13 protein-coding genes are annotated in these 15255 nt (G+C 52.5%); 5 read left to right on the forward strand and 8 right to left on the reverse strand.

The annotated features are described in order from the left end of the window. The first annotated feature begins 54 nt into the window (after nt 1-54). Entirely contained in the window at nt 55-930 is an 876-nt protein-coding gene (locus ACXAFR_RS06930) for an alpha/beta fold hydrolase (protein WP_475174359.1), read from the forward strand. Between the two features lie 504 nt (nt 931-1434). Here ACXAFR_RS06930 and ACXAFR_RS06935 read toward each other — a convergent pair. Genes ACXAFR_RS06935 through ACXAFR_RS06945 form a run of 3 tightly spaced genes read right to left on the reverse strand, consistent with a single transcriptional unit; the run spans nt 1435 to nt 5441 of the window. Continuing rightward, complete coding sequence (locus ACXAFR_RS06935) at nt 1435-3897, reverse strand: TonB-dependent receptor (RefSeq protein WP_475174361.1); 2463 nt, start codon at nt 3895-3897, stop codon at nt 1435-1437. Between the two features lie 48 nt (nt 3898-3945). Beyond that, on the reverse strand, nt 3946-4914 hold the full coding sequence (locus ACXAFR_RS06940; protein WP_475174364.1) for a FecR family protein: 969 nt from the start codon (nt 4912-4914) through the stop codon (nt 3946-3948). Continuing rightward, nucleotides 4911-5441: an RNA polymerase sigma factor gene (locus ACXAFR_RS06945; protein ID WP_475174367.1), complete on the reverse strand. Its 531-nt coding sequence runs from the start codon at nt 5439-5441 to the stop codon at nt 4911-4913. The genes ACXAFR_RS06940 and ACXAFR_RS06945 overlap by 4 nt, the downstream gene beginning before the upstream one ends. 269 nt (nt 5442-5710) lie before the next feature. Here ACXAFR_RS06945 and ACXAFR_RS06950 point away from each other — a divergent pair, with 269 nt between their 5' ends. Together ACXAFR_RS06950 and ACXAFR_RS06955 are read left to right on the forward strand one after the other, a co-directional pair. Next, on the forward strand, nt 5711-7972 hold the full coding sequence (locus tag ACXAFR_RS06950; RefSeq protein ID WP_475174370.1) for a TonB-dependent receptor: 2262 nt from the start codon (nt 5711-5713) through the stop codon (nt 7970-7972). A gap of 37 nt (nt 7973-8009) precedes the next feature. Next, on the forward strand, nt 8010-9506 hold the full coding sequence (locus tag ACXAFR_RS06955) for an amidohydrolase (protein WP_475174373.1): 1497 nt from the start codon (nt 8010-8012) through the stop codon (nt 9504-9506). 318 nt (nt 9507-9824) lie between these two features. Here the strand turns inward: ACXAFR_RS06955 and ACXAFR_RS06960 are convergent, their stop codons facing one another. Further along, nucleotides 9825-10424: a MarC family protein gene (locus ACXAFR_RS06960; protein ID WP_475174376.1), complete on the reverse strand. Its 600-nt coding sequence runs from the start codon at nt 10422-10424 to the stop codon at nt 9825-9827. 44 nt (nt 10425-10468) lie between these two features. Continuing rightward, nucleotides 10469-11716, reverse strand: coding sequence for an MFS transporter (locus tag ACXAFR_RS06965; protein WP_475174379.1), 1248 nt, complete (start codon nt 11714-11716; stop codon nt 10469-10471). A 383-nt stretch (nt 11717-12099) separates the two neighbouring features. Here ACXAFR_RS06965 and ACXAFR_RS06970 point away from each other — a divergent pair, with 383 nt between their 5' ends. Both ACXAFR_RS06970 and ACXAFR_RS06975 read left to right on the forward strand, forming a co-directional pair. Further along, complete coding sequence (locus ACXAFR_RS06970) at nt 12100-13083, forward strand: XdhC family protein (protein ID WP_475174385.1); 984 nt, start codon at nt 12100-12102, stop codon at nt 13081-13083. A gap of 247 nt (nt 13084-13330) precedes the next feature. Beyond that, complete coding sequence (locus ACXAFR_RS06975; protein ID WP_475174387.1) at nt 13331-13828, forward strand: hypothetical protein; 498 nt, start codon at nt 13331-13333, stop codon at nt 13826-13828. Between the two features lie 52 nt (nt 13829-13880). On the opposite strand, the gene ACXAFR_RS06980 is transcribed toward ACXAFR_RS06975, so the two are convergent. The 3 genes from ACXAFR_RS06980 to ACXAFR_RS06990 all read right to left on the reverse strand — a co-directional run bounded on the left by ACXAFR_RS06980 (nt 13881) and on the right by ACXAFR_RS06990 (nt 15244). Continuing rightward, complete coding sequence (locus ACXAFR_RS06980; protein ID WP_475174389.1) at nt 13881-14204, reverse strand: DMT family transporter; 324 nt, start codon at nt 14202-14204, stop codon at nt 13881-13883. A gap of 69 nt (nt 14205-14273) precedes the next feature. Beyond that, entirely contained in the window at nt 14274-14777 is a 504-nt protein-coding gene (locus tag ACXAFR_RS06985; RefSeq protein ID WP_475174392.1) for a GNAT family N-acetyltransferase, read from the reverse strand. Beyond that, nucleotides 14741-15244: a GNAT family N-acetyltransferase gene (locus ACXAFR_RS06990; RefSeq protein WP_475174395.1), complete on the reverse strand. Its 504-nt coding sequence runs from the start codon at nt 15242-15244 to the stop codon at nt 14741-14743. The genes ACXAFR_RS06985 and ACXAFR_RS06990 overlap by 37 nt, the downstream gene beginning before the upstream one ends. Nucleotides 15245-15255 lie beyond the last annotated feature (11 nt).

The following is a 15255-nucleotide window of genomic DNA, read 5'->3' on the forward strand; positions in this document are numbered from 1 at the left end:
GAGACCGGCAGAGTCCTGTCGTGCCGATAATTCCACGTTTTCGGATGTGACTTAATGACTGCTAATACGACCGATTACCAGCACCTTAATTACGCCAGCACCGATGGCTTGAATCTCTATGCGCGCGATTATCCCCGGCCGGAGTCGCCAAACGCCAGCGATACTACCGTGATTTGTATTCCTGGATTAACCCGCAATTCCGCCGACTACAGTGAATTGGCACCAATACTGGCAACACGCTACCGAGTGCTGTGCATGGATTTACGCGGCCGCGGCCGATCCGACTATGACCCCAACCCGGAAAACTATCAACCCGGCTGCTACGTCATGGATCTGGCCACCTTAATTGCCGACCAGCAGCTCTCACAGGTCATTTTGGTGGGGACTTCTTTGGGCGGCCTGGTCTCTATGATATACGCCGCCTTGCACCCTGCCCACATCGCCGCAATTGTTCTCAATGACATAGGCCCCGAAATACATCCGGAGGGACTAAAGCGCATTCAGTCCTACGTCGGTAAATGCGAACCAGTGGACTGTTGGGATGCGGCCATTTTACAGACTCGAGCCATCAATGAACGCGAGCTACCCGGCATGTCGGATTCAGAATGGTTAGCCATGGCTCGTAACCTGTATCGTGAAGATGACAATGGGCTGCCACAATTGGATTACGATCCCGCCATTGCAGGAAAGCCGCCCGCCAACAGCGACGCCCCCATTCCAGATTTGTGGGCACAGTTTGCAATGATTCAAGACATCCGCACATTACTGATCAGGGGTGGATTTTCCGACATTATTACCGAGAGCTGTGTTTCGAGAATGAAGGAAATGATGCCGACACTGAATTATCGGGAAATCCCCAATCGAGGCCATGCGCCCCTACTGAATGAGGCGGACTCAGTCTCAGCCATTTGCCAATTTCTAGAAGTTTGACAAGGTCCAGAAACACAAAAACCCCTTTCCGGCCAAGATCGGAAAGAGGTTTTGAATTGCACATCCTTGTGCAGTGGTGAACACATCCACCACAAATCCCGCTGTTGAATTAAACCCAGGTCCCGATCCATCGGATTTGATTGGCGTCCATGCAGGTTCCAGCCCCTCGCATCACCTTCATCACCCTGTCGGAGTTCTGAACAACCATGCGGCTATTCTGATCCTCCCCCAGGTCTGGGTACACCATCCTTTGGCGTTTCATGCTCCAAAACACACCGCGACAGCGAGCTTGAAACGTGCTTTCGACATAAATTGGCGTGTCGTTTTCCCTGAAAGCAAGTTCATTAGACCATCATAGGCGACTTTTCCACTGTGATATTTTGCGCAAAGAAAATGTGAATATTTCACAGAATTCAGCAGCCTCGCGTGCACAAAGTTAATTTGTCATCATAAAAAAGACTTCAACATGAAGACTAAGCTGACAGATAAATGCTTGGTGAGGGGCTAGCGAAAATCGTAGGAAAGGCGCAGATAGAGCGTTCTCGGCATTCCGGAAAAGACAGCCCGCTCCCCCAGCTGTGGAGCGCTGTTGATCTGTGAAGGTAGCGGACGATTGAAAAGATTGGTGACACCGGCCGTCAGTGTCCAAGGGCGAGCTGCCAGTGTTGAACGTAGATCCCAGCGAATTTGCGACGGCGTGTGCTCGTAATAATCACTCGAGTCGTTGAAGTCAGAATAGAAATCGCCACTGTAGTTGCCACTGACTTCCAACTCGATACGGCCTGGCGCTACCGATTGAATCCACCGCAACGCGACCATCGATGTCAGGTGAGGAATATAAGGGATGTCATCGCCCTTGCGGCCGACACCATTGTATTGATGTTCGACCAAGGTACCGGAATTACCGTTGAGAAGAAGCGTCGCTGATAACGACTCCGTCAGCGCAGCCTGCAACGATATCTCAGCCCCGTGGATCACGGCATCTCCGGCATTACCGGTATAGCTGAACAGGCCATCAGCGGTACGTTCAACGCTCTGCATATCTTGCCAGTCAATACGATAGAGCGCGCCATTGAACAGCACACCGTTGCGTTGAAACTTTAACCCAAGCTCATAACTTCTCAGCCAATCCGCACCGTAAGTCACGTCCTCCGCGTTAAGCTTGGCAATCGCATTCGCGCCACCGGGCCTTAAGCCTTCGGCAACTTGTCCGTAAATTAAGCTGTCTTCACGCCACTCCCAGCCCAGTTGATAACGGAATACCCACCCGGACTCATGGTGGGATACATCCAGCCAACTGTTTGCCTCGGTGCCATTCAACACGGAACCTTTTTCTACGCCGCCGGAAATACGTTTTCGATAGGAAAAATACCGGCCACCAAAGGAGAATGTCAGCGATTCAGACAAGGGCCAATTCAGCTCGCCAAAGAGCGCCTTCTGAGTGAGCCGATCATCCGCGTAGCGAGAAAAGGTGACCTGTTCTGGTTCCAACAACTGGCCATACGCATCGGCTAAGCGCCGCTGACTGAGAATGTGGCTGTCGCGACGCTCGGCAAAGACGCCCACCGTCCAGTGCCACTGGCGCGCCCAGCTGTCTGCCAATCTGACTTCCAGAGTGTGACTGTCCACCGACATAGGTTGGTACTGCAGCGTGGGCACCTGGCCATTGACGAAATCATTGTAGGTTGCCATCTGCACAGGGCTGCAACTCGTCGCAAAATAAGCCTCACAACGTGTTTCATCATTGAGCGCCTCCAGTACCGCAGCAGTGTTATCGTAGGTTCGCAAAACATCCCGGCCCGAACGAGCCGCACCGATGGTCAGCAGCGCTTGTTCAAACGCCAACTCCATGTCGAAACTGGCGAGCCACAAGTCGTCTTCCTGAGGCGTCGCGACGTAAAGATCACTGTGATAAGCACCCAGGTCTTGCAACCAATAACTGGCATCATCCTGGCGGTAGGATTGTTGCCAATAAGTCACATCCATGCGCATACGATGGTCCGGCTCGTAGCGCAAGCCAATGCGGTTGGAATAAAAGCGAGAGCGATTGATGTTTTGCTCACCCAATCGCACATTGTCGATATAACCGCCGGTTTCCGTATCAGAAGCGGCGAGCCTCAAACTCAAACGATCCTCAAGAAGAGGCAGGTTCAAACCGATATTTGCCCGATACCCCGAGTCTCCTCCGGCGGTATTTTGGTAGCCACCCCCCACGCTCAACTGCCACTGATCCAACAGCGGCGCGGCAGGTATAACCCTTACCGTCCCCGCCATGGATCCCGCCCCAAAAAGACTGCCTTGTGGACCTTTTAAAACTTCGACACGATCAACATCGTCCAGCGTCAGCGGAGGCACCGACGAACTGGCGTCATTCGCGGTTCCCGGCAACATGGGCACAGGTGCACTGCCGTAATACAAACCTACCTGATTCTCTCCATTGGCTTGAATGCCTCGAACAGCGAGGCGACGTTGCCCCAAAGCAAGATCAATAACCGATAAGCCCGGCACCCGACGGCTGATTTCCTGCGCCGCATCTCCCGCTGTTGACGCCAAGGTGCGATCGTCGATGACGCTGATCGCCATGGGCGTCGACAGCAAGGTTGTCTCACGCTTTAACGCCGTAACCACGATCTCGGCATAAGGCGATGCGTCCTGGGGTGTTTCTGGTATTTCTGGCAGTACGGTCTCATCAGCGGAAATCAGCAACACCCGCCGCCCGAGACGTTCAAAATGATAACCACTGTTACGCAACAAGCGACGCAGGCCGTCTTCGACCGTCCACATTCCCTTCAAACCCGAGGATGACTGAGTCTTTATCGCCCCTCTGGCCTGCTTGCTGTATACGAGACTCATATGAGCCTGACGGGAAAACCGCCGTAGAGACTCCGCCAGACTGGATGACGGTATGAGGAATTCTATTCGATCAGGATCGGTTACCGTTGCGGCGCCGGCAGCCATATTCAACATTAACCCCGCCAGCGCGCACGTGCATAGATACCTGGGTCTGCGCACGGTTTACTCGCGGCTTATCAACTCAATCTCGCGGCCATCGGGTGATGGTCTGGCTTCAATGGACAGAGACCGTTCTATCGCTACCGCCAGCATGGGCAAGTCTTCAATCAGGAAATCACCGCTGAAGCGGAGGTCAGCCAACTCGGGAGATTCTATAACCAGAGGAATGTCCAAATAGCGATTGGCCTCCTCGATAACATCGGATAAAAGTTCATCATCAAAGGACAGTCGACCGGAACGCCAATCCGAAGAATGCCCTGGCTGAAACTCGCTGACTTCAATAATCCCCGACGTGGCCACACTGGCTTTTTCACCGGGCTGCAGACTGACTTCCGGAGGCGCTTCAGGGGCGTTGCCACTGACAGCGACTGCGCCGCGATCTACCGCGACCTCGACCGTCATATCCGGATCTTTACGAACATTAAAGGCGGTTCCGACGACCCTTACCTGGACCAATCCGGTATCGATGATAAAGGGCTTCGAGGTGTCATGAGCCACATCGAGATAAATCTCCCCTCGCAACAACTTTAACGACCGGCTCTCACCATCGAAACGGGCCAAAACTTCGCTGCGTTGGTTCATCGACAGGCGAGTACCATCGTCCAATCGCCAGTCATGACGCTCACCAACACCTGTAAAATAGCGCTGGGAGAAGGTTTCCGGAGCCGTTTTTGGATAGACAACCACAAGCAGCGCAACCACTAGGCAGGCAGCGATGGCCAATGCACTTGCCCAGCGCCTGCGTCCGATAGTTCTTGCAGGCGTAGCGCCCTGTTTTCCAGGCTGAGGGATATCCCCCATGTCCTGCCACAGTACCTGCATTCGCTGATAGGCCCGCCGGTGCTCTGGGTCGTTCAACCATGCCTCGAAGCGTTCACGCTCCGCCGGGGAAACGGAACCCGCCTGAAATAAGGCAAACCACTCAGCGGCCTCGGAGGTCGCGGCGTCTGCCGGCTTGGAATGTGATGTCACAAATAGGGTCTCATGGTCGCCGCGAGTTCCGCCATCGCGCGGCTGATATAATTTTGAATGGTCCTGACACTGACACCCATCGTCTCGGCAATCTGCTCGTAAGTCTGCTCGTGGAAGCGATGCAAGATCAACGCGTTACGATGATTCACATCCAATTGCTGCAACTGCCTGTGCAGCAACTGCAAATACTGTTGGCGATTCAGAATCTGCTCCGGATTTAGGCCGTCACTGGGTAACAGTGGCTCACTGTCGATCGATTCATGCCGGTCTTCACCACGAGTTTGGCGCCGACGATAACGATCTGTCATCAAATTGGCAACGGTTCGCGTCAGAAACGCAGGTATGGACTCTACCCGATGCTCCCGCTGGTAATGCAAAAGTCGCGCATAGGCGTCCTGGTGCAGATCGTGGGCATCCTCCCGGTTGGGTAGCTCACGCGTCAGTCGCCTTAGTAGGGGTTGATAGCGAGTTGGATCAATCGTCGTGGTTCCCCCAACATAGTTGGGAGGCTGCTTATGTCTCTCCAAGGCGAAACTCTGGGTTGGCAGATGAAGGTTATGGGCACGAGCGCCCGCCGCAATGCATCAGCCTACACGCAAATTTCACACCACCAGTCGCATTGCGCACACTTATTCGCAATATGAACACAACCATCTTCATTGATGCACCAGTCTTAGACACGCAAAGTCTAAAAAGCACCAGAATCGCTCGCAAAGTTTTTTAAAAAAATGTTTCCGGTTTTGCCAGGCGCTGCGTCTATGTCGATATGGCTTGTAATGAATTGGAGAATGATGACATGCGCGCCCTCACCTACCCGCGTCCTCTTGTGGCCGCGATAACCCTCGCCTGCTGTACAACCGTCAACGCACAGGAAAGCTCAGAATCAACCCGCGCAGGACTGGAAGAAATTGTGGTTACCGCCATGAAGCGGGAAACCTCTCTGCTGGATACGCCTATCAGTATTTCTGCCTTGAGTGAAGATTTGCTCAAAGATATGGGCGCAGCCAACATCGCCGATTACATCCACTCAGTGCCCGCCCTGCAAATGGTCGATAACGGCCCCGGTCAACAGAGACTGGCACTGCGCGGCATTCAGGGCACCGGTGAAGCTCAGGTCGGCCTTTACTATGACGAAACGCCGGTCACCGGCTCACCGGGTACGACCAGTGATGCTGGCTCCAGCATGCCGGATTTAGACCTTTTCGACGTTGAACGACTGGAGGTGTTGCGCGGCCCCCAGGGAACGCTTTATGGCTCTGGCTCAATGGGTGGAACCGTAAGAGTTATCTTTAACAAGCCCGACCCGACACTCTACGAGGGTGCGATCGATATGTCCTATAGCAGCACCAAGCAAGGTGGCAACGGCTACAAGACAGCGGGTATGGTCAATGTTCCTCTGGTGGAAGATGTCCTCGCAGCTCGGGCAGTTCTCTACAAGAAAGACCAGGAAGGTTACATCGATAACATTCGTACCAATCAGGAAGATATTAATGACTACTCTGCCTGGGGCGGTCGTTTTATGCTTGGCTATTATCCGACAGACAATTTGACGATCCAGGCTTCAGCCCATTTGCAACGCGCTGATACCGCGGATTCTGCCTACTGGTTGCCCGAAGCGGGAACCTATAAAAACAACCGCTACACGGTCGCCCCGTTTGAAGACGATACCAACATCTATAACCTGACGCTGGACTGGGACCTGGGCTTTGCCAACTTAACCGCAACCGGCTCCCACTACAGCCGCGACACCCTACGCACCTGGGACAACACCCAAGTCGTGCTCAATACACTGGACAGTGCCAGTCGCTGTGAAGCCTATATCGGCAACGCGTGCGACAGCGAGGATTTTTCCACCTATAACGACTTTGTTATGGGCCAGACGCCCATGATCATCTACCAACCAATGACCGTCGAAAACGATACCTTCGAAGTTCGCCTAACGTCACTGTCCGACGGACCCATCGCCTGGACAACGGGCATTTACAGTGAAGATCGCGAATCAACGGTCGATAGCCAGCGTGTTGTCACCACGGCAAACGGCTATCTGACATCCCCCATGGACATTCGCTATTCCCGTACCGTCTGGGATGCGTTGGAGCAACAGGCTATGTTCGGTGAAGTCTCTTATGATCTGAGCGATAAAACCACACTGACCGTCGGTGCACGTTACTATGACTTTGAACGCACGGTTGCAGGCCAGGTGGATATCGGCACGGTATTGAACGGCACCACGCCGGTACCCTACAACTCTGTCACCAGCAGCGAAGATGGATTCATTTACAAATTTCATCTGGCCTACGATCTTACCGACGACATTCTGCTCTATGCCCAAGCTGCGGAGGGTTTCCGACCCGGCGGTGCGAATCAGATTATCGGCTTGCCCGACTTTTTAACGGCCTATGAAGCGGACAGTCTGTGGAGCTATGAAATTGGCATGAAAGGCTCATGGCTCGATGGATTGCTCCTGGCCAACGTCGCAATCTATCGGATCGACTGGGACAATATGCAGGTCAATGGCAGCACCGCAGACGGCTTGTTCTGGTTTATCAGCAACGCCGGTAAAGCGCAAAGTGAGGGCATTGAATTCGAAATTGCGACATCGCCAGTGGAAGGTTTGGAATTACGCTGGACGGGCAACTATGTTGATGCGCGCCTCACGGAAGACCAGGTTAACGACAATGTCTCTGCCGAAGGGCAAGACGGTGACCGCATTCCCAATATTCCGCAGTTCAGTACGTCGTTATCAGCACGTTATAGCTGGCCGCTTTCTGATGCCATGAATGGTATGGTATTCCTCGATACCAGTTACACAGGCAACAGCTATTCAGACTTCAATGTCAACGCGTACTATTACGAGGAAACACCATCCTATACCAACACCAATCTACGTGCAGGCATTGAAGCACCGGATTCTGAGTGGGGTGTTTACTTGTACGTCAATAATCTGTTTGATGAAGTCTCCGCGACACGAGTCAGCACGAGCAGCCAATACGGAACGCAATCGACGTTCAGTATTGCGCCGCGCACCTTTGGACTGAATCTGAAACGTAACTTTTAATCGCTACTCATAATCGCTATGCAACCGCTGCGATTCAATGATGAATCGCAGTATCCCTCCAAACTACGATGAGGTAACCATGCGTTACGGCTTAACCATCTTCACCAGTGCCATCATCAGCTTGCTGCCATCTCTGTCTCAGGCGGCGCCCTCAGAAGCTAGCCCGCTTTCTTTTATCAATGAATCCCTCGCCGAGCAGGGGGACAATTACGTCACTTTGGAAAAGAAATTCTGGCGTGAACCTGAGCTGGGTTTTAAAGAAACTAACAGCAGCCAGCAACTGATGGATCTGCTGCGCGAAAACGGCTTTACCGTCAGTGCCGGCGTTGCTGGAATTCCCACCGCCTTTACCGCCGAGTGGGGCGACAGCGGACCAGTGATCGGCCTACTCGGAGAATACGATGCGCTGCCCGGTCTCTCTCAGGATGCCGTGCCAGAACGCCACCCGCTGCACGAAGATGCTCCCGGCCATGCCTGCGGACATCACCTTTTAGGCGTCGGCAGCCTGGCCGCAGCAATTACCATTAAAAACTGGCTGGAAGAAACGGGTACCAAAGGACGGATTCGCTACTATGGTACTCCCGCCGAGGAAGGCGGCAGCGGAAAAGTCTACATGGTGCGCGCGGGCCTCTTCAAAGATGCCGACGCCGTTTTACACTGGCACCCCGGAGACCGAAACCAAATTGGCGCGGCAACATCACTGGCCAATATCTCGGCCAAGTTCCGCTTTAACGGCGTCGCGGCTCACGCTGCCGGCAGTCCCGAAAAAGGTCGCTCAGCCCTGGATGCGGTGGAAGCCATGGATTACATGGTCAACATGATGCGCGAACATGTTCCCCAGGAAACTCGCATCCATTACATCATCACCAAAGGCGGCACCGCCCCCAATGTCGTCCCGCAATTCGCTGAGAGTTACTACTACGTTAGGCATCCCGAACCCGAGGTTGTCAGATCCATTTTTGAGCGGGTCATTAAAGCAGCGGAAGGTGCAGCCCTGGGCACAGGAACAGAATTTTCCTATGAGATTACCGGTGGTGTTTACCCGACTCTTGCCAATCCAACCATTACTCACCTGTATGAGAAAAATCTCGAAAAAGTGGGTGGCATTACCTTGAATAAGCAAGAGGTAAACTTCGCAGAAAAATTACAAGCATCCCTGCACACTGGCGCACCAGAACCCATCGAAGATACTAAAAAGGTATTTCCGCTTTACTCTGGGGTCAGCAGTGCATCAACAGATGTCGGCGATGTCAGTTGGGCGGTGCCCACCAGTGGCTTCCTGTCCACGGCGACATGGCCGCCAGGAACCCCAGCACATTCATGGCAAGCCGTTGCTGCAGGTGGAACAGATGCTGCTGGCCGAGCCATGCTTAATGCCACACGAGTGATGGCTCTCACAGCAATCGATCTCTATCAAGATCCTTCGCTGTTAAAAACCGCGCACAGTGAATTGGAAAACGCTCAAGGCAAAGCGTTTAAGTACCAACCTTTATTAGGAGACCGTGAACCGGCGTTAAACTATCGGGATAATTGAGGCGGGAAAGCTCTGAACATGGTTAGCGATTGCAGCACGGACGATGATTCAGAGCTTTTTTCAAAAAAACTCGACGGTTGCATAACCGGATTGAGATCTACCCCAGCGTCGCATCCAGATACATCATTCCGGCAAACCCAATCATCAGACTGAAGCTCGCTAAGACCTGGTGACCACGGCTGCTGGTTTCCGGGATGATCTCATCACTGATCATAAACCGCCCGCAGCACCGATTGCAGTACAGGAACCTGCGGCGAAACTACCGAGGCCCCCTTCCCCAACGACATTCATTCCGATGCGCCCTAAAGGCCAGCCGAACTACAAACTGTGCACAAAATCTCGGATACCATTAAGCAGCATCTGCGTGGACAGAATCACCAGGATCATCCCCATCAATCGCTCCAATGCCAAGGTTCCACTGCGACCAATTTTTTCGAGTACTTTTGGTGCGGCCAGCAAAATGGCCGAGGTCGCCAGCCAGGCGATTAGCAGGGAAACACCCCACTCAAGGCGCCGCTCAGGAGAATTGCTCGACAGCAACAACAGCACCGCAATGGTCGAAGGGCCAGCAATCAGCGGGACAGCCATGGGCACAATCAGAGGATCTTCCTCCCCTCGGGTATCGCCGGTATCGGCATGATTGGGAAAGATCATCCGCAGGGAAATGATAAACAGCAGAATACCACCGGCAATACTCAAAGAGGGCTGCGACAGCCCAAGAAACGCCATGAGGGTATTGCCCACCAGCAACACACCGATCAGAATTCCCAGAGCAATCAGCAATTCCCGCAACAATATGCGCATGCGGCGATGAGCATCCACCCGGGAAAGAACCGCATTAAAGACTGGCGCGTTCCCCAGGGGATCCATAATTAGAAACAAGGTCCCGGCAATGGACGCAATATCTGACCAGTTCAAGCAACCTCCCCTCGCTCAAAATAGACTCGGGGAGCACTCTAATGTCAGTCCGCACTGACCGCAAGCGCAGCTGCTTCTGAGCGGCGCTCCATAGAGATACGGCGCTGCGCTAGGAGGAAGACCAGCAGCCCTGTCAACGCTGTCAAAGAACCTAAAAAACCTGTGGATTGCCAACCAAGCCCAGCGGAAATGGCCATACCACCGATCCAAGGACCAATGGCGTTGGCCACATTGAATGCCGCATGGTTGGAAGCCGCAGCCAACGTTTGCGCTCGACGCGCAACATCCATCAGGTGTGTTTGCAGCGCGGGCGACAAAGACACCATACTACCAACGGCAAAACAGGCGAGTAACAGAGAGACGATCGAGCCAGTCGCAAACGGGTAGAGAAACAGGATTGCCGCACTCCACAGCAACAGCCAGCCGACAGCGGCAAATTTAAACCGATCAAACATCCATCCGCCGATGATATTGCCCAAGATGGTCCCGGCACCAAAAACCGCCATGGCAACCGGCACCCAGCCTGCCCCCACCTGCGTGACCTCTTTCAGGGTTGGCGCAACGTAACTGAAAACACAGAACATCCCGGCAAAACCAATGGCGCTGATCAACAAACTGAACCAAACATGGGTATTATTGAAGTCTCGCAGCTCGGTCATTGGATCACTGCGGACTTCGTGCCGATTATCGGGAAGAAACGCCAGAGTGAGAATGACCGTCAAAATGGCAATGGATCCCACCAGCGCAAACGCGATACGCCAGTCGAACAATTGACCAAGCCAGGTCGCCAACGGATTGCCGATCAAAATCGCAAGCGTTAATCCCGCCAACACATGGCTAACCGCCTGTGCGCGTTGCCGCTCAGGAACCAGCGACGCAGCTACCAGAGCAGCCACACCAAAATAGGCGCCGTGGGGCAACCCCGCCACAAACCGCCACCACATCAAACTGTGATAGCTCGGCGCGACAGCGCTGGCAAAATTACCCAACGCGAAGAATCCCATGAGTAGCAACAGTAAAAAGCGCCGCTGCAAATGGGCTCCCAAAATCGCCAACAAAGGAGCGCCTATCACAACGCCTAAGGCATAGGCACTGATCAAATGCCCAACCTGAGGTTCACTGATATTCAGATCCGATGCCACCGTCGGCATCAGCCCCATAATGGCAAATTCACCAGTACCAATACCAAAGCCGCCCATAGCAAGAGCAACTTTGACAAAAAACAGCGGCCAGCCACTGAGTTCCGGCCGGGACTCATTCACCGACTGCAAGGAAGATGCAGGTACAGACATAAACGCTCCAACAGCAAAAATCACGACGCCCCCGCAACCGGCATCACGCCAGTAACAGAGAACATAAAAAAAAATAAGTGAATTATTATGTTGCGGGGGATCCCGCCGAGAAGAAAGGTATTCGAAAATCAGACCCCAGATGGATCACCGGGAAGATCAAACCAACAATGGGAATACACAAACTATAGCCCTTTCCTCAGCAGTCTCCTACTTAAAAGATGTAAAGATTCCCTCGAAGGGACGTATATCAGCCGATGGATGAATGATTCTCATGACAGCGATGAAACGATTTGTTTAGTCCAGCAAGCATGTTTCGGTAGTATTGAGTGTTGGCAGATCATTAGGTCCCTGTCTCCCCAGTTCCACAAACCGAAGGAATCCTCATGCAACCTCTGGATATTCAAGTACTGCAACAAGCCAAACTGTGGCTGGAGCAGGATTCCTGTGTATGGCTTTGTACAGTACTTTCAACCTTCGGTTCAGCGCCCAGAGAACCCGGGTCCATGCTGGCCGCAAACGCCAAGGGCAAACATTGCGGTTCTCTGTCAGGCGGCTGTATCGAAGAACATTTCCTGGAAAATGTGCAATCAGGTCAATATCAACAGCCCACCACCCTGGTCCACTATGGGAATGGCGGCATTCAGGATAGCGCTAAAGTTAAACTGCCCTGCGACGGCTCCCTGCGCATTCTGGTGGAACGCCTGGAGCCATCCCCCGACATCTTGGAACACTTGAATCGGTTTGAAGAATATCTGAAAGGCCCAGACAACGCCTGCCGCCGCATTTGTCTTTCCAGCGGAGAGAGCCGGTTTGTATCAGCCCCCGAGCAGGGACCCAAAGTCGTTGAAAACGCCGATGCTGAACACATACTCATACGAGTCGGCCCGGTTGCCCGACTGATTCTGGCGGGAATCTCACCGGTTGCAGAATTTTGCGCCCAGTTTGCGAAACTCATCGGTTATCAGGTGATTGCCTGTGACCCGGACGCAGAAGCCTGTGCGAAGCTGGCATTCCAGGGCATTCAGACAGAAATGGTTTTTCCCGCTGAATATCTCGCCCAATCTGCCAATGTTCACAATCACACTGCGGTGGTGGCGCTAACCCACGATCCGCGCAATGACGACCTCGCCGTTATGGAAGCCATTCAAACCCCTGCATTTTATATTGGCGTCATGGGGTCGCAAAAAACATCCGCCAATCGCCGTGAACGTCTGCAGCGAATCGGAGGACTGACGGATGCTGAACTGGATCGAATTCATATGCCGATAGGGCTTGCCCTAGGCAGCAAAACGCCCGCCGAAATCGGACTCGCGATTGTTGCTGATATTTTGCGCATTCAGCGCGGCCGTGCTCGGGAAGACTTGTAACAAACATCGACGCAGAAACCGACTCTCTCTCGCCAGAGAATTCGACATTGTAACGACTCAAATTAGCATTCTCCAGACAGACGCGCCTGTGATCTATTGCCAAATTAATTGCGCAAATTTGCTCAATTTTCCTGTGCGTTTTTAACTGCTCTCCCGCCTCAAACAGACCAGAGTTTCTCTGTCAAACGTTGTTTTCTTTGACGATCAACCTGTACCTGAAATCAATAAACACAACGGGGAGAACATCATGAAACCGTTTCTACAATGCACAGTCTTGGTTATCGCTTTAACGTTATTAGCACCTTTCGCCAGGGCGGAATTCTTTGGCTATTCCGCACTGATAACAGCGCAAATGTCAGGAACTCAACAAAGCCAAGTGATACGAACAGGCAGCCTGGAAGCTTGCGAAGCCGCAAAACGCTCAGCAATCGCTTTACTGGAGAGTGGAGGCTGGGAAATCACCAACAGCGGCCCCTGCCTGCCGATTATCGCCAATCTCCCCAAGCCAAAAAAATATGCGTCAGATATTCCAATTAAATGGCCCTTTCCACCCGTGTGTTTGAGTTGCCCTCTGGTCATTGAGGATCTACGCCAACTCCTGTTTCCGGAAGTTCACAAACAAGTGGAAGAACTCGTGAATGAATTTCAGATTGAAAGCTATCTGAAAGACCTCGGCGAACTGCAAAACGCCTATGATCTCTCTGGATTTGAAGAAAAAATGTTCGAGCTGGAGCAATTACAGTGAATCAATCACTCTCCTCAAACCGAAAGGTTTGAGGAGAGGTTAAAGACATTTGCTAATGGGCTTTCACACTGAGATTCAGCAACACAACCCCGCTGGCGATTAAGGCGATTCCGATCAAGCCAGCTACATTGAGCTTTTGCCCGAACAATACCCAAGCCACGATCGTAATTAACGCGATTCCTGTGCCGGACCAGATCGCATAGACCACAGCCAAAGGCACTTCTTTTATGGTGATCGACATACAGTAAAAAGCAATGCCATAACCGAGAAAGACAACCATTGTTGGAAGAACGCGACTGAAACCGTCACTGTATTTCATTGCCGAGGTGGCTATCACTTCTGCCACAATTGCAACTGCAAGATACACCCAGGCCATAAACCAATCCTGAAAAAAGAAAAAGCCTCTAGAAGGCTGATGATTTCTTTTTAAGAGGCCTTTGTGGCGTTAAAAAGAGGCAGGCATTGTCACGTATTTACCGAGACAAATCGAGAGAGGATTATTCATGTACTTACCCCAGGGCTCGATGGGGCAATATCCATGTTTGCAATAAAAAGCGACGGCTCGCTTGTTGACTCTGCGCGTGGACAGCACCAATTGCGTATAGTCACGAGCCGCCCCCAGGTCTTCGACAAAACGCAACAGATCAGTAGCGACTCCTGAACCCGCTGCCCTAACATACATGCGTTTTACTTCGCCAACGCCAGCAGCAAAAGGTCGCAAGACACAACAACCTATCGCTCGACCTTCCGAGTTTCGACACAACACCGCCATAGCGCCGCTATCCTTGAGTTCATCAATGGCAAAGGAGCTTTGACCGTCATCTCCGGTCAACAGTTGCAGGCGATCGCTAAGTTCGGCAAATAATTCCAGCAATTGTGGATCGTCTGGCTCAGCAAGAAGCATTTGATCGGTCATCGCTTTCCCCGCTGAAAATCCAGTATCATCCACACATCACATCCGTTGTGTTCACTCGCCACAAAAGGCTCTGGCAATCGCCGAAATCCAGCTCTTTCATAGAGCACAATAGCATCGACCATCGTTGATAACGTATCCAGGTAGCAGGCGTGATATCCCCATTCGCAGGCGAAGTCGAGACAGGCATTTAGCAAAGACAAGCCAACGCCTTTTCCGCGATATTGAGGAAGCAGAAAAAGCTTGCGAAGCTCACAGACATTTGCAGTTGTATCAAAATTGGCGACACCGCCGCCACCCAGTATTACCGACCCCTGCTGTGCCACAAAATAGCAGCTGCCATTTTCCAACCGGTAATACTGGCTCATTTCACCAACTTCTTCATCACCAGGGCCAAACCCTTCTCCAATCGCTCCGAACTCCGCACCAACGGAACGAATAATATTGGCTATAGCGGCATCCTGTTGACTGGTGATAGGGGCAATAGCAACAGACTCAGTCATTCCCATCTCGT

Source organism: Pseudomaricurvus sp. ABR4_320 (assembly GCF_056159445.1).